22 protein-coding genes and 1 pseudogene are annotated in these 21,917 nt (G+C 40.2%); 7 read left to right on the forward strand and 16 right to left on the reverse strand.

The window, feature by feature from the left end:
* Positions 1-292: 292 nt before the first annotated feature.
* Positions 293-496, forward strand: a pseudogene (locus tag EZ449_RS21575) (WYL domain-containing protein); the annotation flags it as partial.
* Positions 497-800: 304 nt separating this feature from the next.
* On the opposite strand, the gene EZ449_RS21580 reads toward EZ449_RS21575, so the two are convergent.
* The 6 genes from EZ449_RS21580 to EZ449_RS21605 all read right to left on the reverse strand — a co-directional run bounded on the left by EZ449_RS21580 (position 801) and on the right by EZ449_RS21605 (position 4,361).
* Positions 801-1,142 carry a hypothetical protein gene (locus tag EZ449_RS21580; RefSeq protein WP_131562831.1) on the reverse strand — a complete coding sequence of 114 codons (342 nt, stop codon included), beginning with the start codon at positions 1,140-1,142 and terminating at the stop codon, positions 801-803.
* A 528-nt stretch (positions 1,143-1,670) separates the two neighbouring features.
* Positions 1,671-2,204, reverse strand: coding sequence for a carboxymuconolactone decarboxylase family protein (locus EZ449_RS21585; protein ID WP_131562833.1), 534 nt, complete (start codon positions 2,202-2,204; stop codon positions 1,671-1,673).
* Positions 2,205-2,279: 75 nt separating this feature from the next.
* Complete coding sequence (locus EZ449_RS21590) at positions 2,280-2,714, reverse strand: RidA family protein (RefSeq protein ID WP_131562835.1); 435 nt, start codon at positions 2,712-2,714, stop codon at positions 2,280-2,282.
* Positions 2,715-2,766: 52 nt separating this feature from the next.
* Positions 2,767-3,096 carry a DMT family transporter gene (locus EZ449_RS21595; protein ID WP_131562837.1) on the reverse strand — a complete coding sequence of 110 codons (330 nt, stop codon included), beginning with the start codon at positions 3,094-3,096 and terminating at the stop codon, positions 2,767-2,769.
* A 3-nt stretch (positions 3,097-3,099) separates the two neighbouring features.
* Entirely contained in the window at positions 3,100-3,504 is a 405-nt protein-coding gene (locus EZ449_RS21600) for a RidA family protein (RefSeq protein WP_131562839.1), read from the reverse strand.
* A 158-nt stretch (positions 3,505-3,662) separates the two neighbouring features.
* On the reverse strand, positions 3,663-4,361 hold the full coding sequence (locus EZ449_RS21605) for a peroxiredoxin-like family protein (protein WP_131562840.1): 699 nt from the start codon (positions 4,359-4,361) through the stop codon (positions 3,663-3,665).
* Positions 4,362-4,459: 98 nt separating this feature from the next.
* Between EZ449_RS21605 and EZ449_RS22885 the strand changes: the two genes are divergently transcribed.
* Positions 4,460-5,074, forward strand: a complete 615-nt coding sequence (locus EZ449_RS22885; RefSeq protein WP_205943051.1) for a nitrilase-related carbon-nitrogen hydrolase — start codon at positions 4,460-4,462, stop codon at positions 5,072-5,074.
* A gap of 1,229 nt (positions 5,075-6,303) precedes the next feature.
* Here EZ449_RS22885 and EZ449_RS21615 read toward each other — a convergent pair.
* Positions 6,304-7,197: an IS982 family transposase gene (locus EZ449_RS21615; RefSeq protein ID WP_131562843.1), complete on the reverse strand. Its 894-nt coding sequence runs from the start codon at positions 7,195-7,197 to the stop codon at positions 6,304-6,306.
* Positions 7,198-7,366: 169 nt separating this feature from the next.
* A complete protein-coding gene (locus EZ449_RS21620) occupies positions 7,367-7,612 on the reverse strand; it encodes a hypothetical protein (protein WP_131562845.1) in 246 nt (81 codons plus the stop codon).
* Positions 7,613-7,679: 67 nt separating this feature from the next.
* On the opposite strand from EZ449_RS21620, the gene EZ449_RS21625 reads away from it, so the two are divergent.
* Together EZ449_RS21625 and EZ449_RS21630 are read left to right on the forward strand one after the other, a co-directional pair.
* A complete protein-coding gene (locus tag EZ449_RS21625; protein WP_131562847.1) occupies positions 7,680-8,243 on the forward strand; it encodes a TetR/AcrR family transcriptional regulator in 564 nt (187 codons plus the stop codon).
* Between the two features lie 7 nt (positions 8,244-8,250).
* Positions 8,251-8,841, forward strand: coding sequence for a pentapeptide repeat-containing protein (locus tag EZ449_RS21630; protein ID WP_131562849.1), 591 nt, complete (start codon positions 8,251-8,253; stop codon positions 8,839-8,841).
* 392 nt (positions 8,842-9,233) lie between these two features.
* Here the strand turns inward: EZ449_RS21630 and EZ449_RS21635 are convergent, their stop codons facing one another.
* Genes EZ449_RS21635 through EZ449_RS21655 form a run of 5 tightly spaced genes read right to left on the reverse strand, consistent with a single transcriptional unit; the run spans position 9,234 to position 15,310 of the window.
* Positions 9,234-11,528, reverse strand: a complete 2,295-nt coding sequence (locus tag EZ449_RS21635) for a xanthine dehydrogenase family protein molybdopterin-binding subunit (protein WP_131562851.1) — start codon at positions 11,526-11,528, stop codon at positions 9,234-9,236.
* Positions 11,509-12,519, reverse strand: a complete 1,011-nt coding sequence (locus EZ449_RS21640; protein WP_131562852.1) for an FAD binding domain-containing protein — start codon at positions 12,517-12,519, stop codon at positions 11,509-11,511. The genes EZ449_RS21635 and EZ449_RS21640 overlap by 20 nt, the downstream gene beginning before the upstream one ends.
* Positions 12,520-12,549: 30 nt before the next feature.
* Complete coding sequence (locus EZ449_RS21645; RefSeq protein WP_131562854.1) at positions 12,550-13,323, reverse strand: 2Fe-2S iron-sulfur cluster-binding protein; 774 nt, start codon at positions 13,321-13,323, stop codon at positions 12,550-12,552.
* A 40-nt stretch (positions 13,324-13,363) separates the two neighbouring features.
* Positions 13,364-14,386 (reverse strand): type 2 periplasmic-binding domain-containing protein, encoded by a 1,023-nt coding sequence (locus EZ449_RS21650; protein ID WP_131562856.1) that lies wholly within the window; start codon positions 14,384-14,386, stop codon positions 13,364-13,366.
* Positions 14,387-14,395: 9 nt separating this feature from the next.
* On the reverse strand, positions 14,396-15,310 hold the full coding sequence (locus EZ449_RS21655; RefSeq protein WP_131562858.1) for a helix-turn-helix domain-containing protein: 915 nt from the start codon (positions 15,308-15,310) through the stop codon (positions 14,396-14,398).
* Positions 15,311-16,126: 816 nt separating this feature from the next.
* Between EZ449_RS21655 and EZ449_RS21665 the strand changes: the two genes are divergently transcribed.
* Positions 16,127-17,548, forward strand: coding sequence for a sulfatase family protein (locus EZ449_RS21665; RefSeq protein ID WP_131562860.1), 1,422 nt, complete (start codon positions 16,127-16,129; stop codon positions 17,546-17,548).
* A gap of 1,221 nt (positions 17,549-18,769) precedes the next feature.
* Positions 18,770-19,381, forward strand: a complete 612-nt coding sequence (locus tag EZ449_RS21670; protein ID WP_131562862.1) for a non-canonical purine NTP pyrophosphatase — start codon at positions 18,770-18,772, stop codon at positions 19,379-19,381.
* A gap of 773 nt (positions 19,382-20,154) precedes the next feature.
* Here the strand turns inward: EZ449_RS21670 and EZ449_RS21675 are convergent.
* The 3 genes from EZ449_RS21675 to EZ449_RS23245 all read right to left on the reverse strand — a co-directional run bounded on the left by EZ449_RS21675 (position 20,155) and on the right by EZ449_RS23245 (position 21,458).
* Positions 20,155-20,517: a hypothetical protein gene (locus EZ449_RS21675; protein WP_131562864.1), complete on the reverse strand. Its 363-nt coding sequence runs from the start codon at positions 20,515-20,517 to the stop codon at positions 20,155-20,157.
* A gap of 71 nt (positions 20,518-20,588) precedes the next feature.
* Positions 20,589-20,999 (reverse strand): helix-turn-helix domain-containing protein, encoded by a 411-nt coding sequence (locus EZ449_RS23240; RefSeq protein WP_225872405.1) that lies wholly within the window; start codon positions 20,997-20,999, stop codon positions 20,589-20,591.
* 27 nt (positions 21,000-21,026) lie between these two features.
* Positions 21,027-21,458, reverse strand: a complete 432-nt coding sequence (locus tag EZ449_RS23245) for a hypothetical protein (RefSeq protein WP_225872406.1) — start codon at positions 21,456-21,458, stop codon at positions 21,027-21,029.
* Between the two features lie 57 nt (positions 21,459-21,515).
* On the opposite strand from EZ449_RS23245, the gene EZ449_RS21685 reads away from it, so the two are divergent.
* Positions 21,516-21,917, forward strand: a 402-nt coding sequence (locus EZ449_RS21685; RefSeq protein WP_131562866.1) for a TlpA family protein disulfide reductase, incomplete at its 3' end; no start/stop codon positions are given.

Consider the following 21,917-nt stretch of genomic DNA (forward strand, 5'->3'; position numbering starts at 1 on the left):
TCTGTCTAATCTTATTCATGCTGAGCAGTTTGTTCGCCATATTTATAGGGGTAAGCTTGATGCTTACCAAACCTATATAATTGGCGGGTTAAACTATGCCCAATTGCGTGATATGGTAAATATAGTGGTGCAGTATGTGTCGGAATGGCAGAGTGAAATAATCCTGCAATAAACCAAAAGTGGTGCACTTTGCCTCGGAATATTTAATTACCTCAAACAAAAACTGGTGTACTTTGGCTCGGAATGACTGGTGTACTATGCCTCGGAATGGGTGGTGTAGTATAGGTCGGAATATCCAAATAAAATAACAAACAGAAATATCGAGCCATTTGCACTATTAAGCACAACTGAAAATTGGCTTTTTATTGCTTGGTGGCGTTTACGATTGGAGTTTAGATATTTCCGACTAGATAGAATAACCAGGATGAATATTCTTACAGAGAAGTTTGAGCAGCATAAGATCACCTTACAGGAATATTTTGACAAATACTATTAAGTTTTGACCCCTGACATAAGGCTGTCACAAGCCCATCCCATATTTGCAGTATAAATTTTAAAACAAAAAGAAATGGAAAAGTAAGTATTTGACCCCTGGGCTTGGGTCTTTCGTTCTGTCATTACGGACCAATGCCTTAAATGTATTTTGGGCATTGGCATAGAACGATACAGTAATTAATAAAATAATGATGAAAGTCCGTTTCATAAAATAGTATAAACCAGTCGCTACAAACGAGTATAGCAAATCAGGTGTTTAAAAATGTTTGATGAATAAAAATAGTTTTTTGGGCATTAACTACCTGCTAGCCCAGAGGGGGCCTTAAAAGCTCATCATGAAAGTCGGAGGTAAATGATAAATGCCCAAAGTTTGTATAGGATGGGCAAATTCTGGACGGACTGAGCAAACAGAAATAAGGGTCCGATAAAACAATGTTCAATGAGCTGGCCTCATGCTTAAACTGTACATTATTGTTATTATCTTGGGCTTTATCTTGTTTATTGTTGCCAAAAATCTCTTTCCCGTGCAAAAGATAATCGCCAATAAAATCAGCTACGCTTAATTCATCAGGTGAGGCAATATGTGTATAGTTTCTGTACATATCGGGAATATCCCTTATCAGAGAGAAATCCCCTAAGGGTAACATAATACTACCCGTTAAGAATAGAAAGGCCAAAAAGAAACTAAACCACTTTTGTATCATTTATGTCAAAGGTAGCTAAATAATATGTTCCTTAACAATACCGCCCCTATAAAAGAGCCAAAAGGACAGCTCTGAGTTATATTCAGAATCAACAGGTTCTATACATTAAAGCCTATATTCAAGAGTCTCTAAAATATTATCCGTTGATCACGTTTTGTGCAAAAACCAATCTATTTGACCCCATATCGCCAAATCCATAACACTGAGATAATTAATTAAATCAAATCTATTTTCGGCGAGATGGGGTCAACCGGCTGTGGTTTATCCATCAACGCATGGTTATGTATTAGCTGGTAATTTTTCATATCGGTAAATAATAAGGTTTAAAAAGAAATTTGAGACGGTTGATTAAGGAAATCGATTATCCATCTGGCAATGGGCTGCCGGTTCCTGCTAGCCAAGAATGTAAATCAGACACCCTGAGTACCTCAGGATGTCTGATTCAAATTTTTCCTTTTTAGATTTTATGCGCTACAAAGCGGCTGGTTTCGGAAAATCAATCGCAAAGTTTGCAAATCCGTACAAGTAATTGGAAATGGTCTTATCGCCGATCACAATCATGATATCTATAACACCAGCTTCGGTATAACCGGCTTCCAATAGTGCATCTGTAAAATGATCCGCAGGATGGCCACGGGTGATCGCAACCTCTTTTACAAATTTTGCCAGCGCATCGAATTTAGCGTCGAAATCTGCTTTTCCGTTACGGATTTCCAGGATCTGTTCATCGGTAAACCCGTTCATTTTACCTAAACCGGTGTGTGCAGCAAGGCAGTACTGGCAATCGTTTACCTGGCTTACAACCAGATTAATAATTTCTCTTTCCTTTGCTTTTAAAGTTGATTTCCTATTTTGCAGGGCCATATAATCTGACAGGGCATTTTCATTTTTTGCGAAATAGGCGTACAGGTTCGGAACCATGCCAATGGCACCTTTAAGCTGGTCAAAGATGGCCTGATTTTTTTCAGATACTTCTTCTTTAGTGGGAACAGTGAATACGCTCATAATTAATAAATTAATGTTTACCCCTTAGACGGGACATAGGTATATTCCTTACATTAAAAATCACATCCCCGGATTTTAAATTCTCTTTGCGGCAATGATTTCGACTTCCACCAGCATATCGGGCCATCCCAATCCCGCTACAATCAACAGCGTCGACGCTGTTTTGACCTCGCCCATAAACCCTTTTCTTACCATTGAATATTCTGGTATGTCTTCAGCTTTGGTAAGATACTGGGTAATTTTAACAATGTTTTCTACATCCATATCTGCTTCTTTCAAAAGAGAGAGGATGTTATGCCAGGCAAGTTCGGTCTGCTCTTTTATATTGTTCGGAAGCTTGTCATTTACGGACATTCCCGGCATACCTGATGTAAAGAGCCATCTATGGCCGCTTCCAACTTCAGATCCGTCATTAAACGAACCCATTTGTCTGGCAACTCCAATATCAAATGATTTGATTACGCCGTTACTTTGCATTTTATCCTGATCTTTCTGTTCGAGATTTTTCATACAATATTGTTTTTCTATTGATTTCTGAGCTACAACAACTGGTAAAAGCTGATTAATTTGCTGAAATGAACTTCAGCCCTATAATCGAGCTAATTAACGTAAAAATAAAAAAGAGCCTCCAGAAGCTGACCGGCTCTTTTAAAAATACCATACCGATAATAACGGTACCTACTGCACCGATCCCTGTCCAAACTGCATAAGCGGTACCTAGTGGTAATGTCTGGGTTGCTTTATATAACAAAGATAGACTTAGCACAATAAAAAGCACGAATCCTCCGATCCATAGATAAAAAGCAGTCCCGATTGCCTGCTGTGCCTTGCCCAAACAGGGCGTAAAGCCGATCTCAAATAGTCCGGCGATTAAAAGCAGTAGCCAGCTCATGACCTATACACGTTGAACAGCCTGATCTTCTACTGCAATAGCCTCGATTTCAATCAATGCGTCCGGAGAAAATAATGAAGATACCTCCATAATAGTGTCAGCCGGATAAGGAGCTAGAAAATATTTTTTCCTGAGCGCAACGATCTTATCGAAATTTGACATACTTCGAAGCATAACGGTCACCTTGATTACATTTTCGAGGCTTGAGCCCCCAGCCTCTAATACTATCTTCAAATTACTGAAGGCTCTTTCAGCCTGGGCGTCAAAATCGTTAAGGCCGATTAACTGGCCTGTTTCATCTACTGCCGTTTGGCCAGATACAAAGAGCAGATGTCCCGCTTTATAACCTTGAGAGAGATGAAACTTTTGGTAAGGATCCGGCGTAATCTTAATTGGGGAAATGATCATGATCTTTATTTAAGGAATTATAACCAACGTTGAGTGGCTTCTTTGCTTCGGAAGCAACCCACGCCATCTTTCCCGACAGGAGAGATGAAATAGGTAGAGGTGTTTATTTGTTAAAGCAGGTTCTGTTAAATATTAAAAGTACTCTTAGAACAAACAGTTTAGCTCTTTGTTTTTGTTTCAGCCATCAGCGCTCCGGCCGCGGCTTTTAACAGTTCAGGACTGATCCTTTGCTTAAAGTCCGGATTGATATATTCGAACTTTATCACACCCTTGCCATCAAGAATAAAAACAGATGGAACAGGCAACAATTTGTCTACGTTCTTACCATTGGATCCTTCAATCAAGGTTTTTTCATAATTTTTGGGCCCCACATAAGCGATCCCAAATTTTTTGGACGCAGACAGTTCGCTATCAGAAAGTAATGTATAGGTCAAATGTTGTTTACCCATGGTCTTTGTCAGGTTTTCCGGGCTGTCTGTACTGATGGCTATGATCTGATAACCCATTTTGGTAAGGTCCCCCTCAATGGTTTGCATACCCGAAAGCTGTTTCCTGCAAAAAGGGCACCATCCGCCACGATAAAAAACCAAAATAGTAGGCTTACTGGCCATCGATTCATTCAAATTAAATGATTTTCCGGTTGCGTCCGGCAAAACTACAGATGGGATTGTTTCACCGATCAACAGCGGGCTGATATCGGCCGGGTTTGCGGGAACTCCTGTTACGGTTGCAGATACTTCCATCATTTTATTCTGATTGGGGCTCACGGCTGTTTGAGCTGCCGCGCCCGTTGTCAGGCCTACAGCTACCAAAGCAATCGTCATTATTGTAAAAAAACAGGGTTTTAAATTTCTCATTTTGAATCTGATTATATGCTTATGTTTTGTGTTGGTCGCACAAAAGCGGAATGCCTTACATTAATCTCGACTTTTTTTTAGCCTCCACCGCAACTTAAATGATACCTTTTTCCAAACCAATTCTTGATCGCTATCTTAGCATCATTACTATCCTGAAAATGAACACTACCTTAACCATTGGAATGGCCCAGATTGCGCCCGTTTTTTTAAACCGGGAAGCGACAACTGAGAAAATGCTCGGCTATATCACAGATGCCGCCAGCCGGCATTGTGACCTCGTGGTTTTCGGAGAAGCCCTGTTGCCCGGTTATCCATTTTGGGTAGAGTTGACAGGAGGCGCGGTCTTTAATTCACCGGTTCAGAAGGAGCTATATGCCTATTACGCCTACCAGGCAGTATCGGTGAGCTCTGGCGACCTAGATGTGTTCTGCAAGATCGCCAAGGATAAAAAGATCACGATCATCCTTGGCTTTATTGAAAGGACGCCCGACACGGGCAATCATAGCCTGCACTGTTCCCTGGTAAATATCGGAACCAATGGAGAACTTCAGTATATCCACCGCAAGCTGATGCCTACTTACGAGGAGCGACTAGTTTGGGCGGGAGGGGATGGCCACGGCCTTCAGGTGAGCAAATTTGGAGCCTTCACGATTGGCGCCTTAAATTGCTGGGAAAACTGGATGCCACTGGTTCGTTCTGCTCTTTATGCATAGGGTGAGGACCTGCATGTTGCCCTCTGGCCAGGCAATGTGCGAAACACCTCAGAGATTACCCGGTTTATTGCCCTCGAATCCAGATCTTTTGTCGTTTCTGTTGGCGGGCTGCTGGCGCAAAAGGACATCAGTATTTCCCTTCCCTATGCGAGCGAAATGCTTTCTAAAAGCAGTGAATGGCTTGCAGATGGCGGTTCCTGTATCGCAGGTCCTGACGGAAACTGGATTGTTCCTCCTGTATCAAAGACCGAGGGACTTATCATCGCAACTATAGATCATCACCGCGTAATGGAAGAGCGACAGAACTTTGATCCTTCAGGGCATTATTCCCGTCCGGATGTACTGCAACTCTCGGTTAATCGAAAACGCATAACTTCGGCAGTCTTTAGGGACGAGTAGTCATCTTTATTCCTTTTCCGTAGTTATTGTCCCCGATCTGTAAGGATTGCTGGTTTTTTACGACCAAACCGGTATTGCGTTTAAAAGAGCGCAGATATATCTTATAAATTCAAATGAGAAGGTCGCTAGTTATAATAATCAGTTTTTATTAGTTAGCGCTGAAAAGTGCTTTAAAATAGCTTTAAAGTCATTTTTTAACCGTTAAAAAACAGCAAAAACAGGCCTTTAAAGGCACTTTTTTCCCCTTTTTTAATCTTGAAGAAAAAGCGTAAAAACCTCATTTTCAGTGGAAACTTCGATTTTGATATATAAAAAACATTGTTAAGAAATCCGAAAGTATGAGAAAATAAAATTATGAAATTTTGAATTCTTACTTTAAGGAACTTACACCTATAGGTTTGTTTTCGCGTTTTATAAAAAATTAGGTGTTGATAATTTTTTAATTTAAAAATCAGTTGATTACAAAAACAACAGCCTTATAAAGGTGGATTTTTGTTTTTCCGAGAAGAACTCAATCTATGAAAACCTTTTATAAATTTTATAATAAAAACTTTAAAAAATTATGGATTTCAGAAATGACGTCATTTTTGTGAGGTGTCCTAGAATAATGTACTGATAGGTATTTTAAATAACAAGGGATTTCCACTTCCTTAAGATTAGGCTGATAGCGATTCGAATAAAAACTTTCAATGAACAAAAAAGCCACAGAATAATATGCTCTTGTTGGAAAACAGTTTTATTAAATAATCTCCCAAAATCACCAATCGAAACCTGCTTCAGAGGCTAGTTTTTGTGACGTTTAAATTTATTACTAACCTGAGTTCGATTAATTAGAATGCAAAAATTTGGTTTGATGATGATGTTTGATAATTGATTGATGGTTTTTTAGGGAAGAATGAATATGCTATCAATCCTGCAATCATATTGGAAATGAAATTGGTAAAAGACCTATGCCTAGAATGTTCCACCTGGCATATGTTTTTTAGCTCGTCGTTAACAGTTTCAATTACTGATCTTTTACGAAGCATTATCTTGTCGTTCATGGTCATCAGACTATTTTTCATATTGTTTCTAATATTTGTTATTAGGTGTATGTCGCTGACAAAGAGTATTTTGGTAAGTTGTTCTGATATGTAGCCTTTATCTGCGAAAAGCTTACCAAATACGGCTTTCAAGAAATTTTCGTTTTTCAAGGGCTGTCTATCATCAACATTTGCTTGGGTAATGGCAAAGTTTAAGATTTCCCCTTTATCATTGATCACAATGTGCAGCTTGAAGCCATAAAACCAGCCCATCGTTGATTTTCCAACCTCTGCAATTCCCTTGAATACCTTGTTTCTTTTTACACGCTTGTTATTGCAAACCCTGATTGGGGTAGAATCTACAAAGGAAATACCCGTACACTGACCCAGACAACAGGTTTTCAAAAAGATTGTCATTGGCATCAGCACGCTTTGACTGAGCTCAACAAAACGGTTATAGGATACTGTATTTGGAAATTCTGATCGCATATGTTTCTGGAGATAGAATAAATAGAAATGCTTAAAGCATCTGAAACCACTCAAATAAAAGAGTAGGCAAACAGAAATTATTTCGCTCTTAGACATTACCGCAGGTCGTTTTGAGGGCTTGCCCAGAAGAAAAGGGCTAGTAGTTTTATCGAAATCTTTGCAGAACTCATCTACAAGACAAAAAATATCACTAATTTTAGAATAGTCAATCATAAAGAATTACATCTAAGTATTTGGCTTTAAGACACTTAAATATAAGATTTTTTCTTGTGATTGACTAATTTTTTACCTCATTTATTAATCGAACTCAGGTTAATGTTTATGTTCCTACTGCCGGGGTATTTAACAGACCGGAAAACACCTGCTTCTTGAAAAGGCTTACCTAATTTTGCATCAGCAAAGAGTCGAATGTTTCGAGCACGGCAGAATCCAATCCGAGCTCATTAAGTTTTTCCTTCAGTTGATCACCAATTCGCGCAGTGGCCTCAACTCTTAAAATTCGATCACAATCCTCCAAATCGATTGACCATTTTGATATTTCAGCAAATTCGAACATTACCTTAGAAACTATTTCCAATTCACCTGAATTTTGGACAGTGGTGCGAAGTATGATAATAAATAGTGTCATATAAAATTTTGAAGGTGCAAATCTAGTAAAAATTTGCAAACAAACCAATTGTTTGGTATCTTTGAAAATGGAAAATCCATATAAACGAAAAAAAGAGCCTGAGTTGGTAAGACAGACGATTCTTAATGCTGCAATTGAAATTGGGGCAACTGATTGGCATCATGTGACGTTTCAGTCGATCGCAGAAAAAACTGGCGTAAGCAAGGGCGGAATAATTCACCACTTTAGTAATAAGGAGGAGCTATTGGACTGCATTATGAAGCGGAGCCTGATAGAGCTTACCGAATGGATTATTGAGGAAAAAAAAATAACTGGTACTGAAAACGGAAGCATGGCATATTTGCAAGTTATCCTTAAGAAAAACGGCGATGCGCATTATAAGTGTACTATGCGGGTTATCATGCAAGCAATTTTGGTAAACGAAAAATACGTATTGCTATGGGAAGAGTGGTTTGCTGAGCACATCATTCATGGCTGCAGAAGCGAACAAAACGTAAACAGTCTGATTATTAACTTGGTTACAGATGGATTGTGGTATGCTGACAATCTCGGCCGCAATCGAATCAGCGCACATCAAAAGGAACAAATCGCAGAAACGCTCACCAGACTCTCAAGGGACGCTAAAAATTAATCAAAAAATGGAAGGAGAAAATCCGTTGCTAGTACATGAGGACAAAAAATTCTCTAAGATCGATTACTCAGAAAAAAAGCTAAGAAATCGAGAGTTTATTAGATGTGAATTTTTGAACTGTAATTTCTCAAAGGCAGATTTGAGCGAAAATGATTTTGTGGACTGTCATTTTATGGACTGTAATTTTTCGCTCAGCCTTTTTAGGGGTACCGGATTAAGTGGCATTACCTTTACAGGATGCAAGTTGTTGGGGATTGATTTTTCCAACTGCAATAAGTTGCTCTACTCCTTCATTTTTCAGAAAAGCTACATTGAATACTGCACTTTTGCTGGCACAAAGCTTCGAAAAACCATTTTCACGGATTGCTCGTTAAAGGAGACCGATTTTCAGCATACTGATCTTAGCGAGAGTATTTTTAAAAATTGCGATCTTACAGCGGCAACCTTTGTAAACACTATATTGGAGAAAACAGATTTCAGGACAGCTGTAAACTTTAGTATAGACCCATCGTTAAATAAAATTAAAAAGGCTAGATTTTCTGCCCATGGGCTACCTGGTCTGCTTGATAAATTTAATTTAGATATCGACTATTCTTAATAAAATGTTAATCAAATGGCTAGAAGGATATTTGTGAACTTCAGAAATATTTTGTCGCTTTTCTTAAAAGATATTTTGACGAAGGTATAGTTATCTTCTGATTGATAGCATTTGATGCGGTTAACGCTAGGCTTCAAAAATCCCAAACCTTTTTTTATGTATGGCTGGCTCAATAAATCATTCAGCGTTATTATACATATAACTGCTGATTATCAGCAAGAACCGCCCAATATCCCTACCCTTATAGCCATTTAAAAGCATCACATGAATCTTTTGTTGTAAAAGCATTGTTATAATCCTGGTCGATAAAGCTTTAATATTCCTCAACGATTGAAAAACGTTTTAACTAACTTCATTGTCGGATTACACGCTAAATAAACAAAAGTTGATCTTTATACGAAAAGTTTATCCGGGGTAAAAGGCAAATTTCTTAATCGTTTCCCTGTTGCATTAAAAACAGCATTAGCAATGGCAGCCGATACGCCGACGATGCCAACTTCGCCAACCCCCTTGGATCCAATTGAAGAAATATGTGGATCAGGCTTACCAATAAAATGGACATCGATCGGTGGAACATCTAAATTAACAGGAACGTGGTAGTCTGCTAAGGTTCTTGTAACCGGACTCGCCCATCGGTTATCAAAGACAGTTTCCTCCATTAAGGCTGCTCCGATACCGAAAATCACCCCTCCTATTACTTGTGAACGAGCTGTTTTTTCATTCATAACGCGTCCGATATCCTGTACAGTTGTAACCCGCTTAACACGAATAGTACCCAAGTCTTCGTCAACCCATACCTCTACAAAGTGAGCACCAAAAGAATGAAAAGAGTATTTGTGCGTATCATAATTTTGATCTTGATCCATTGACGGTCCACATGGCGCAACAGTGGCACCGGAAGCTGCTCCTCCTGGTGTTGCAGTTGCACTGGCTTGCATCGTTTCTCTATTGTTGCGTCTCATGATATCCTTATAGGAGTCTGATATCGAAATATCACTACTCAGGTAGAGTTTAGAATCGGCAAAGCTGATGTCTTTCGTATTTCTGCCGTTTAGTTTTGATTTCGGATCTGCTATTGCTATTCGCATTAGCTCACATCGCAACAATTCCCCTGCAGCCAATACTGCCGGATTAACGCTTGCTGTCGTACTTGATCCTGCCGCAAAAGGAGCTGGCGGCAGATCAGAATCTCCAACCAGCACCTTGATCTTACCAACAGCGATGCCCAAAGCATCAGCGGCTGTTTGTGTTAAAATGGTATAAGTTCCGGTTCCAAGTTCTTGTGATGCTGTCATGACTGTAGCCATCCCATCGTTTGAAAGTTGAATCCTTACTGTAGCTGGCCGTCTTACCCCATGATGAACGGAAGTAGCCATGCCGTAGCCTACAAGCCATTGCCCGTTTCGTGTTTGACGCGGCTGAATTTTACGACTTGCCCAGCCGAATTTCTCCACACCGATTTGAAAACATTCCAGCAGATGATTGCTCGAAAAATTTATCTTTTTAACAGGGTCAGTAGACGCATGGTTGAGGATTCGAAATTGTACCGGATCCATTCTCAATTCGTACGCCATTTCATCAATGGCTGATTCTAAAGCAAAACTTCCTACTGCATGACCAGGTGCCCGCATATAAGTAGGGGCATTCATGTCCAATTTTGCAATTTGGTGGGTAATTTCGCGAACTGGCGCGTTGTACAAAACCTGTGTTTGAATTCCTACTGGTTCAGAAAAGTCTGTAAGATTGCTATATGAGCTATTCTGATGCCGGATTACAGTAAGCTTACCTTGAAGATCGCACGCTAAAGCTACTTTTTGAATAGTAGGTGACCTGCGGCCCACATTTGTTTGCATCATTTGCCTGGTTATGACCAGCTTAACCGGGCGATTAATCTTTTTACCCGCCATTGCTGCCAGTATATTATGCGCTGCTGGTGACTTACCACCAAACCCGCCGCCAAGATAGGGACAAAGAATGCGTACGTCTTCAGGCTTTAACTTAAAAAAATATGCTGTGATATTGCGCATGCCTACTATCACCTGTGTTGAGTCGTAGAGTGTCAATTTATCAGCGCCGTCCCAAATTGCAATTGCTGCATGTGGCTCCATAGGATGATGGTTTTGTGCCGGTGTGGTATAAGTTTGCTCTATTTTTAAATTGGATGTCTCAATAATAGCGGAAGCTTGGCCTTTGTTGAGTTGTGCGCCTTCCCGTACCGAACTTTTAAGCAATGCCTCATTCAAATCCGCATCCGCTTTTTCTTTAGCATAAGAGACTTTAACTAAAGTTGCAGCGTGGCGAGCTTCCTCAAAAGTCTCAGCCAAGACAACAGCAATAAATTGTCCAAAATAGTGGACTTTGTTATCCTGAAGCGGAATTAAATTTTCCGCCAAAAATCCTCCAGTCTTCTTTATCTCAAGGGGGTCAAAAGGTTGTAAACGTGGTGCGTTCTCATGAGTTAAAATGCTAATTACTCCACCGCTTTTTTCTGCCAAAATCAAATCAAAACCTGTAATCGATCCCTTCGCTATCGTTGAACGAACCGGAAATGCATAAGCCATATTAGGCTGGTTAAATTCAGCCACAAATGTCGCTATACCAGTTACTTTCAAATGACCGTCAACACGGTCCAATGGTTTGCCAATTATTGCCATATTAGTATTTTGATTAGGTGTGTTTGCCGCCATTCATTGCTTGAGTTAATGCACGCACCATCGTGCGTATGCCTAGCTCAACTTTAAATTTATTATGCTTAAGTGGTTTCGCGTTGCGCATTTCAAGCTCGGCAGCAAGGTTAAAATTAGCCTCGTCTGGGGTTTTATTGATCAAAAACTGCTCTGCTTCATAGGCACGCCAGGGCTTATGTGACACCCCGCCCATTGCGATTCGTACCTGTTTGATCTGATTACCGGCCATTTCAATTGCAGCTGCTACTGAAACGAGGGCAAAGGCATAGCTGGATCTATCACGCACCTTTAAGTAATAACTTTTTGACGCAAAATTATTTTTCGGTAATTGAATTTCAGTGATAATTTCTTCCTGTTGCAGGTTGTTATCCTTTTGAGGATCTGTTCCCGGTAACCTATGGTAATCTGAAAATTGAATTAAGCGTTCCTTTCCGCCCGCACCCATAACTTTTACAATTGCATCAAGCGCAACAAGCGCCACACACAAATCTGATGGATGAACAGCCACACAATCTTTTGACCACCCGAAAATTGCATGCATTTTATTAATACCCTCTATTGCAGCGCAACCGGCGCCGGGCTCACGCTTGTTACAAGGCATTGCAATATCATAAAAATAAGAGCAACGAGTACGCTGGTTTAAGTTACCGCCATTTGTTGCCATGTTTCGGATCTGTGCGGAAGCACCGGCAAGGATTGCCTGTGCTACAAGCGGAAAATTTTGCCGTATTATAGGATCATTAGCCGTATCTGTATTTTTACAAAGAGCGCCGATTGATATTCCTTCCGCATTCGGTCCCGAGGAAATGGATTTGATTTGTGTATAGCTTAAACCTGTTATGTCAATAAGTTCCTCAGGATGCTCGACATCCTCTTTCATCAGATCTAAAATATTAGTGCCGCCCCCCAACAGTTTCGCATGCCCTTTTACCTGAAGCATTTTAACGGCAACATTTATATCATTTGTAGTTGAGTATTTAAACGGTCTCATAGTTTAGTGTTTTAGCAGATTTTATGCGAGTTAAGAAGAGAATTGCCAGGTCTGTGGAACATCTTTTCCACTATATACTTCTTTTATAGCGTTGTTAATATTGGGATATGCGCCACATCTACAGATATTTCCTGACATTCTTTCCCTTATTTCATCATCGGAAAGGCGCAGGGAATGTCCAGGTAAGCGTATATCTGGGGTAACATAACTCGCCTCGCCGTTTTTCACCTCTGTCATTAATGCAACAGCAGAGCATATTTGTCCCGATGTACAATACCCACACTGAAAACTATCATGTTTAATGAATGCGGCCTGCATCGCGTGCAGCTCAAGGCCATTAGCTAATCCCTCAATTGTAGTCACTGATTTTCCCTCGCAGGTTGCTGCCAGCGTAAGGCATGACAAAACCCGGCGCCCTTCAACAATTACTGTGCAAGCACCACACTGACCTTGATCGCAGCCTTTTTTTGAACCTGTAAGTCCTAACCGCTCCCGTAAAGTATCCAATAGGGTCATTCTTGAATCAACTTCGATTTGTTTTTTTTGACCGTTAACCATAAAAGCCACTTTAACACCGTTTTCAATACCAACAGTAGAGTTGGTGATTAGAGATTGTGCAAATACCTCATGGTTATCGAACAACTGAAATGCAAGGAGCGCGCCACCAGTTACAGTAAGTAATTTCAAAAAGTGCCTGCGCTGTATTCCACCAGTAACAATTTCAGCCAGATCCTCAGGCATAACCTGATTAAACAAGTCTTTTTCCGCCTCCGTTAACCTCAGGTTTTCGTTTCCTTCTTTCATATCAATTGTTAATGATTAAATGGTAAGATTCATTTAGGAACTATTTAAGTATGGTTTTTATTTTTTCGAAAACCAACTGAACTTCTTTTGTATTAGCTTTCTGCTGAATAGCCCATTCCTGTTGAATCTCCTGATATTTGGTGGCACATTTGAACTCCTTTACTTCAGGTCTCGACAGAAGACGTACAATAGCGCCTTCTTTTTTTTGCGTTTGGATTTGTGAATCAAAACTTTTATCCATCACGTTACCTAAGCTTTTATAGGAAAATTTAGCCGCACGCTGTATAGCTTCCTGATCTTCTTTAGCAAGGTTATTCCATATAGCTTTATTCATGCTCACCAAGTATAAATAGCCCAGCCACAGGTCTTTGGAAGCTAATAGGTAAGGTGCGTGCTCATGAACTTTAAGATCAAACCCACTATCAACATTTAACAGAATGCCATCTAATTTTTGCTCCAAGGCTTTGTAAATTTCAGGACCCCAATGCATGGTAACGGGGATGGCGCCAATATTGCTTAAAAAGTCTGCATGCCATAAACTTGCCGTACGCCATCTGCTTCCTTTAATGTTGTTCAGGTTAGCCAACGGTGTTCTGCTAAAAAAGCCTACAGGGTAACCTGTGCTAAGAAATATTTCAACCATGTAATTATTGCTTAATTCTGTTGAAAATTCTGGAATTTGTGAATAAACCTGACGAAAGAATTTCACTTGCTTATTACCTGAAGGTCCGGCAGGAAAACTTTTAAAGATTTGATGAAGGGGTAGTTCTTTTGGTGTATATTCTGGAACTACGGTCGCAACATCAACAGTATCCCCCCGTCTTATTGCTCCTAACTCATTATATGCTATAGCAAGTTCACCGTTCCAGTGCGCTTCAATTTTTAACCTGCCGTTTGATTCTCTTTCCATCGCCGGGAAGAAAATTTCCTTAAGAAATTTTGCACACATTCCACCTAATGGTTCATGATCTGAGTATTTTAAAACCTTTTGTGCTGACACTGTGCTGGAAATAAGAATAATAGAGACGGTTAATAAATTTGCGATTAGCTTGATTTTATCCATTATCCTATTCTAATTAAAACTTTGTCTGAATTCTAAGGGAGAAATTTTAGTTTTTGCTTTAAAGAGCTTGCTAAATGATTGGGAATGTTCGAAACCCATCTCTCTTGCGATTTCTCCTACTGATAGATTGGTGGTGGATAATTTAGTCTTAGCCGCCTCAATTAACTTATTATGAATGTGTTGCTGTGTAGTATTGCCCGTTAATGTTTTCAATAGCCTGCAGAGGTAATTTGTGGATATATTTAAAGAATCAGACAGATATTGAACTGTTGGTAGGCCCTTATTGAAAATCTGATCAGTGTTAATGTAGTCTTTCAGAGTTTCTTCTACCTGGTCAACGATCACATGGCAGCCCTTCTTCCGGGACAAAAACTGGCGATTGTAAAAGCGGTCAGAGTAAATGAGGAACGATGCAAGTTGAGATATAATTAGATCATGACTGAATTGATCGATATTTGAGCTATATTCCTGTTGTATGCTGTCTTTTATATTGGTTAATATTTTTTCTTCCCTTTCAGAAAGAAATAAGGCTTCATTCACAGAATAATTAAAAAACTCAAAGTTTGCAATGGCTTTAGTTAAGATTGTGTTCCATAAAAAATCAGGATGGAAAAGTATCAAAAATCCTGTGACGTTATTGTTCTGGTTTACATCAAAAGAAAACACCTGCCCTGGTGCGATAAAAGATAGCACCCCTTCATCAAAATCGTATTCTCGCTGCCCATATTTCATTTTGCCTACGAAGCCGCGTTTCAAAGCGATGGAATATAAATCAAGTACAAATGTGAGTTTCGTATCTCTTACTGGATTTCTAAGATCTGCAAAGTCAATTACACTGATTAATGGGTGATCGGGGCTAGAAAGTAATCTCAGTTTGTGATACTGAGAAATTGTCTTAATCCTGTTAATATCTTGACCTCTCATATAAAGTGTTAAACTTAAGTTATCATTTATCTAAAATCGTTACTAGTTGTTGCGATGATATTATGTGTTTGTACTATGTGCGATTAGATCTGTCAAAACTATCGATTATTCGTTACATTTTTATAGCCAAATCAGGCATTTTTGTAGCTAAAAAGAACTTAAGCTTATGATTTGAACTATATTTGTTTTCGTTACATGGAGCTCCTGCGAGGTAGACAGCGATTAAATATCATCAAACGATGCCCCTAAATTCACATAAGAAGTGCTTGCTACGTCTTTTCAGTTTAAGCAACTATATAGAGTGTCACTATTTATTGAGCCAGATGGCTCCTAATCATATTTTTCTTTATCCAGTTGGAAAGTGTGGGTTCGGTTACCTTGTAACGGCCAGCAATGATTTCTGCGATGAACCATTACTTAAGAGCGCTCGATCTCCGGCCGAAAGATATCCAGCTTACTTCCTCCCGCCCCCTTTGGCCTCCCTAAAAACAGAGTTGATTGACCTCGTCTCACCAAAAATAATTTCGCTATAAAGCATTGCCTGTTATTGTGTTAGTGATTTGGCAGAAAGGAGCCAGTAAGAATGGTTTTTTCAATAAATGCCTTTAAGACAGATAAAGCCCCTAATGATTAGGTGCATTCTAATTATTACATTTTTTTTTTTAAATGATTAAACCTTTACTATCAATCTGTGTTTAAGGAGCAAGTTCTACTTAAGTGGGATTTTGTACGATCCTACTATTTCAAATTGTATAATCGTGATGGTCTATCATATATTTACCGATAATCTAATGACCTATAAGCTAACAATCAAACATGAAATACAAATCACTTTTAGTCCTGCTCCTATTTACTGCACTATTTATAGGCGCAAGATTTCCCTCGCTTGTGAAACAAACCCAGAAAATAAGCCAGCCTAATATTATAATTATTATGGCAGATGATCTTGATAGCAGGCAGCTCAGTTGTTATGGCGGGAAAAACATTAATACGCCAAACATAGACCGCCTTGCAGCGCAGGGGCTAAAGTTTAACCAGATCTTTGCCTCAGAAGCCATGTGCGTGCCCGTAAGGGCTTCACTCTTTACAGGTTTGTACCCGATGCGGCATGGATCTTTCCAAAACCACAAACCTGTCTATGATAATAAAAACTTAAAGAGCGTATGCCAGTATTTAGGTAGCAACGGTTACAAAGTAGGCTTAACCGGAAAAAATCACAGCACTACTCCCCGAACGGTCTTCCCTTTCCAAATTATTAAAGGGTTTGAAACAAACTGCCTTTCTACAACCGATAACTATTACCTGGATAGTGTTAAGCAATTCATTACCAAAAAAGACAGACCTTATTGTTTGTTCGTGATGAGCATTAACCCCCATATTCCCTGGACAGTAGGTAATCCTGCTGAATTTAACCCTGATAAATTAGTTTTACCGCCAAATTGGGTGGACACGAAAGAAGGCCGGAACAAATTTTGTAAATACCTGGCAGAGGTAAGAGAACTGGATAATCAAGTGGGCGACATATTAAAAATGTTAAAAAATACCGGTCAGGATCAAAACACCATGGTTGTTTTTTTGGGTGAACAGGGGCCTGAATTTCCGGGCGGGAAATGGACCAGTTGGGATTATGGGCAAAAGAGTTCGATGATTGTGCGTTTATACGGTAAAATTAAACCGGGAACTGAAACAAATGCTATTGTACAATATGAAGATATAACACCTACACTAATTGATATTGCAGGAGGCAAACCTGTTGCAGGACTTGATGGGCATAGTTTTTTACCAGTGCTTTATGGTAGAACGAACCAGTTCAGGAATCATGCCTATGGAATTCATAACAATATCCCGGAGGGCACGCCTTATTCTATACGCAGTGTGCGCGACGCTAAATACAAGCTTATATTAAATTTAAGTGCGCCGGCACATTATTTTAATAAGCCCATCATGAACCCGGCACATAAAAACAGTATTTGGGCTTCATGGGCGAGGCAAGCCGATACAGATAACAACCCACATGACCGGTTTATTGTTCAGCGCGAAATAAACAGACCCGGAACCGAGCTCTACGATATTCGGGCCGACCCTTATGAACTACAAAATCTCGCGGGAGATACCAAATATAAAAGTATAATAGCGGGGCTTACTCTTAAGCTGAAGGAATGGATGAAACAGCAGGGTGATGCAGGCGCTGTAGTTGATCGCCGCTATCCCAACACAGGTAGTGATAAGTCCGACTGATAATGGTAATAAAGGCGCTTTTACGATGGGCGGCAACAATTATCAGGCAGCAGCCGATGAGCTCCAAAACACAAAGTTATGTTAGAGAATTTTGAGTGGATGTACCAAACTGACCAATGTAAAGTTTAAAAAATCGTAAACGCTAGAAGCTAAACTCCTGGCACTGTGCGATAGTTTATTCTAAATGGGCACGCAAATACCTGCTAACCGAAGCTGAATGGGAATAGGCTGCACGTGGCGGATTAAAAGACAACATTTATCCCTAGGCAAACTAACCTGTTAATTCGGGGAAACCGAAAGCGAATACATGGCAAGGGCGTTTCCCGAATAAAATATAATGACCGATAAATATTATTAAACTGCGCCTGTCGGCTCTCACGCCTAATGGGTTTAGCTTCCACGACATGGCAGGTAATGTATGGAAATGGTGCAATTGATTTATATGATAACTGCTATTATGACAGGAATACCCCATCATGCACTATAAATCCACAGGTATCGAATGAAAGGCACCAAAGATACTACTAATGAGAATATTATATCCGTATGTGTGAATGGGTTTGACCAATAATCATCAGATTTAAATAACAAACTCATGGTTAGAATTAAGCACCACTCATAAATACCAAGTTTAAATTTATGAAAGTATGAAAAGCCAGATGTCTTTACATTAAATATCAAAGTCATAATTCTTAATGGTCGTTTTTCGAAATGAATGTATTATAATATCTTCCATTTTGTTCGCAAATTTTTTCCCATTACCGCTAATTATGAATGACATACCTCCATCCCTCCATACTTCATTTTTCATAGAAAAACTGAACATAACTTCGCTATCGTTAGCACCCCGAGTAATAGACACAGTTTGCGAAGCATAATGGGCAAAAAGTTCCTTTTGTATGCTTGAATTGAAACGGGCGCCGTCGGTGAGTTCTATCCAAAAAGTGTAACCGGGCAATAAAGCTTCGCCCAATACAACGAGCTCGCACTTCTTCCTCGCCGCATCGGCCACCTAGGCCAGCATCTTTTCCTGGGTCGCTTTGCGGTCTAGCCATACCGGGGCGATCTGCGCCAGGCCAATTGTTAATGTTGAAACGGTCATTTTACTAATTAAGTCTATGAAGATAAGCAACCGACGCCTGCCAACCTAAAGGAGAAAAAATAAATGAGCTTAAATCTTTGATTTTTTTTTATTTTTGAATAAATCATACCATATCTGCCATGGACATTATTTTTGCGACTAGGAACCCGACTAAAACGATAGAGATCAAAACAATGTTAGCCAACTATAAGGTTCGTATTTTAACGCTCAGCGAAACATGTATCGCAGGCGAAGCCATTGAAGACGGCCTGACCCTAGAAGAAAACGCATCTAAGAAAGTTGAACATGCCGCCGCGCAGCTAAATGACCCATCCTGGATCATGGCCGATGACTCTGGAATTTTTATTACCGCCCTTAACGGCGAACCGGGTATCCGCTCGGCCCGCTGGGCCGGCGATACAGCTACGACTGAGGAGATTATGTGGCATACCTTGAAGCAATTGAACGGTATAAAAGACCGTTCCGCGGTATTAGAGACCGCCATCGTTTTGCAGTCTCCCAAAGGAGAAAAGTTTTACTTCAACGGCAGGACACCGGGTTGGCTCGCAGAAAGCCCTAAAACTGCACCCAAACCGGCTATGCCTTATACCGCGATCTTTTCCCCAGACGCCACATCAAAAGTCATGGCGGAATTATCGATCGCGGAACAGAAAAATGTTAGCAGCCGGGGTAAGGCTATCTTGATGGTTGCTGAGTTTCTCAAAAACATTCTCGGCGCGGACAGACAGTAGCGCTCATATGGACTAAAAGATGATCCTAAGCTGTAAAAATACTTCTCCATATAATCGAGCAACCTGCAAATGGTAAAATAGGTCAGCTTGTACAAATTGTAAACCGAAGGCTTTGCAGAAAGCGTAAACAGTTTCGCCACCTGATGCAGTGGCAGCATCGCCTGTACATCATTAGCCATGATCACCAATGCAGACTGGTGGTTTTGAATAAAACTCTCAATGATCGTATCCGGTTTACCGCTGAACACCCCGTCTTGCAAAGCCCGCTTGATCCGTTCTTCTTCCTTCACCAGATCAAATTCCATGCTTGACGTTCATCCCAGTTTGGGCTAGCTCTGTTGTACCGATGAACGAGAATGCGTTTCAAGTATCTGAATCGTATTTATTAGCCTACTTCCCAAGGTAATGGACAAATTTTCCAATTATCATCGGCTGGGGCCCGAATTACTTATCCGAGCTTTGGATATTACCATAGCACCGAATAGCCATTAAAGGATTTGAGGAAACCGATGCAAAGGAAATATGGTGCTTAAATATTGGTCTTACTGACGAAGAAAGCCTAAAATCTGGCTTGCCTCGAAACTCATCTGCAACGTGCTCATGGCCCTGCCGCGCATCTGTACTGGAAATAAATCAGTGATAATGGTGAGTAAGACAGAGCCAATAACCCAGTTGCGCGCTCCATTTTCCCAAAAATTGAAAATAATTTGTAAGGGAAATAAGTGCAGATCTGATCATTCTTAAGGTCAATTAACAACTTTTCTTATGGGTTCTTATTTTACTGCGAAGGGATGTTCGAGAAATATTAATAATACTGGTATAAGCAGGAATGGAAGTTCTGATAGTCCTGCTTTAAAATCGCCGATCATAAACCAGCGGATGATTAAAAATAAAAACAGGGTGATATTTAGAATATTTGCAAACAGAAATGTTTGCGGCAAAAGCAAAAGTACTCCGCCTAATATGGTTAATGCGGCAAATGTTTTTAACGTGCTATCTGTGAACATTAATTTCTCCTGTAGACGAACAAAAGGCCCGGTGTCTCCTGGCTTTACATTCAAACCTTTAATTCCCTGTCTGATGCCCATAAAGGCGGAAAAAAGCACAATAATGCCACTGATTATTTTGATGACCATGATGTTTTTATTTAAATATAAAATTACACATATATACTGCTGGCAGTTTGCCATATCAATCCATTGTTTATTCAAATCGCCCCAGTTCTAATTTCGATGGGTGATAGATGAGTTTGTTTTTTAAAAAAATGGGAAAAATGGGACAATTGCTCAAAACCAAGGCTATAGGCGATTTCCGAAATATTCCAGTCTGTCTGCTTTAACAATATCTTAGCTTCCTGGACCAGCCTGTTCGAGATGTGTTCGGTAGTAGTCTTGCCGGTACTTACTTTCAACACTTTGTTTAGGTGGTTAGTATGAACAGAAAGCCGGTCGGCGAAGTCTTTCGCAGTGCGCAGCGTAACCTTTTGTTCCAGCGATGCGATTGGGAACTGCCTTTCCAGTAATTCGATGAACAGGGCACATATCCTGGCTGATGCGTTGTGGGTATAGTTATAAGTGGTTAACGGTTCAAGCTTCTGCCCATAATGAATCAGCTCCATCAGGAAGTTCCTGATCAGGTCATACTTTTACAGGTAAGTTGAAGACATTTCTTGCTGCATCTTTTTATAAATCATAACCATCTCATCCGCCTGCGCTTCTGAAATTTCGAAGACAGGACATCCTCCCGGTCTAAATATCGGAAGTTCGTCCAGCACGGCACCGCTCTTTGATGGCAACAAGAAATCACTTGTAAAAATGCAGAAATAACCTTTTTGCTCAAGGTCCTGCGGTATCCAGTGGTAAGGGATTTTAGGTGTTGCAAATAATAAGGCATACTTTTCTATTTCTATTACCTTGTCTGCATACTCTGCAATGCTTTTACCCCTGATCAGGCTGATCTTATAAAACTCCCGCTGGCTATATAACATATTGCCGGGATCTTTTTTGTACTTGGCTACCAGATCAACAAGGCTGAAGACATTGAAATGGCCTATTTCCTTTTGTATTCCCGGTGGCAATAGTGAATCTGCATTTTCCTGGATAGCCCTTTTGCCGGGGCCTTCAAACTCAAGAACATGGAGGGGAAGGTAATAGACCTGGAAAAACTAAGGGGGAAGATTGTGGTGCTGGATTTTTGGGCAAGTTGGTGTTATCCCTGTAGACAGGCGATGCCCGGTTTGCAAACTTTGGTAAAGAAATATCAACCAGACAGCACGGTAGAGTTTTATTTCGTTGCAACGCTTGAGTATTCTCCGAACTATAAAAAGCTGACTACCGATTTTATTGCAGATCAGAAATATGACTTCGATGTTTTGTATGACGAAACCGATCCAAAAACGGGCAAGATGGGCCTGGTGTTCAATGGCTATGCCAGGCAGTTACAGATGAACGGTATCCCTCAAAAGGTGATCATTGATCAGAATGGCTATGTGAGATGGGTCTATGGGGGATTTGACGGCGACCTGGTTAGGATGGTC

The sequence above is a fragment of the Pedobacter frigidisoli genome (assembly GCF_004331675.1).
Classification (GTDB): domain Bacteria; phylum Bacteroidota; class Bacteroidia; order Sphingobacteriales; family Sphingobacteriaceae; genus Pedobacter; species Pedobacter frigidisoli.

Coding starts and splice junctions, on each gene's coding strand:
- EZ449_RS21580 (WP_131562831.1), bottom strand. CDS start 1,142: ATGTTACCCTTAGGGGATTTCTCTCTGATAAGGGATATTCCCGATATG.
- EZ449_RS21585 (WP_131562833.1), bottom strand. CDS start 2,204: ATGAGCGTATTCACTGTTCCCACTAAAGAAGAAGTATCTGAAAAAAAT.
- EZ449_RS21590 (WP_131562835.1), bottom strand. CDS start 2,714: ATGAAAAATCTCGAACAGAAAGATCAGGATAAAATGCAAAGTAACGGC.
- EZ449_RS21595 (WP_131562837.1), bottom strand. CDS start 3,096: ATGAGCTGGCTACTGCTTTTAATCGCCGGACTATTTGAGATCGGCTTT.
- EZ449_RS21600 (WP_131562839.1), bottom strand. CDS start 3,504: ATGATCATTTCCCCAATTAAGATTACGCCGGATCCTTACCAAAAGTTT.
- EZ449_RS21605 (WP_131562840.1), bottom strand. CDS start 4,361: ATGAGAAATTTAAAACCCTGTTTTTTTACAATAATGACGATTGCTTTG.
- EZ449_RS22885 (WP_205943051.1), top strand. CDS start 4,460: ATGATACCTTTTTCCAAACCAATTCTTGATCGCTATCTTAGCATCATT.
- EZ449_RS21615 (WP_131562843.1), bottom strand. CDS start 7,197: ATGATTGACTATTCTAAAATTAGTGATATTTTTTGTCTTGTAGATGAG.
- EZ449_RS21620 (WP_131562845.1), bottom strand. CDS start 7,612: ATGACACTATTTATTATCATACTTCGCACCACTGTCCAAAATTCAGGT.
- EZ449_RS21625 (WP_131562847.1), top strand. CDS start 7,680: ATGGAAAATCCATATAAACGAAAAAAAGAGCCTGAGTTGGTAAGACAG.
- EZ449_RS21630 (WP_131562849.1), top strand. CDS start 8,251: ATGGAAGGAGAAAATCCGTTGCTAGTACATGAGGACAAAAAATTCTCT.
- EZ449_RS21635 (WP_131562851.1), bottom strand. CDS start 11,528: ATGGCGGCAAACACACCTAATCAAAATACTAATATGGCAATAATTGGC.
- EZ449_RS21640 (WP_131562852.1), bottom strand. CDS start 12,519: ATGAGACCGTTTAAATACTCAACTACAAATGATATAAATGTTGCCGTT.
- EZ449_RS21645 (WP_131562854.1), bottom strand. CDS start 13,323: ATGAAAGAAGGAAACGAAAACCTGAGGTTAACGGAGGCGGAAAAAGAC.
- EZ449_RS21650 (WP_131562856.1), bottom strand. CDS start 14,386: ATGGATAAAATCAAGCTAATCGCAAATTTATTAACCGTCTCTATTATT.
- EZ449_RS21655 (WP_131562858.1), bottom strand. CDS start 15,310: ATGAGAGGTCAAGATATTAACAGGATTAAGACAATTTCTCAGTATCAC.
- EZ449_RS21665 (WP_131562860.1), top strand. CDS start 16,127: ATGAAATACAAATCACTTTTAGTCCTGCTCCTATTTACTGCACTATTT.
- EZ449_RS21670 (WP_131562862.1), top strand. CDS start 18,770: ATGGACATTATTTTTGCGACTAGGAACCCGACTAAAACGATAGAGATC.
- EZ449_RS21675 (WP_131562864.1), bottom strand. CDS start 20,517: ATGGTCATCAAAATAATCAGTGGCATTATTGTGCTTTTTTCCGCCTTT.
- EZ449_RS23240 (WP_225872405.1), bottom strand. CDS start 20,999: ATGGAGCTGATTCATTATGGGCAGAAGCTTGAACCGTTAACCACTTAT.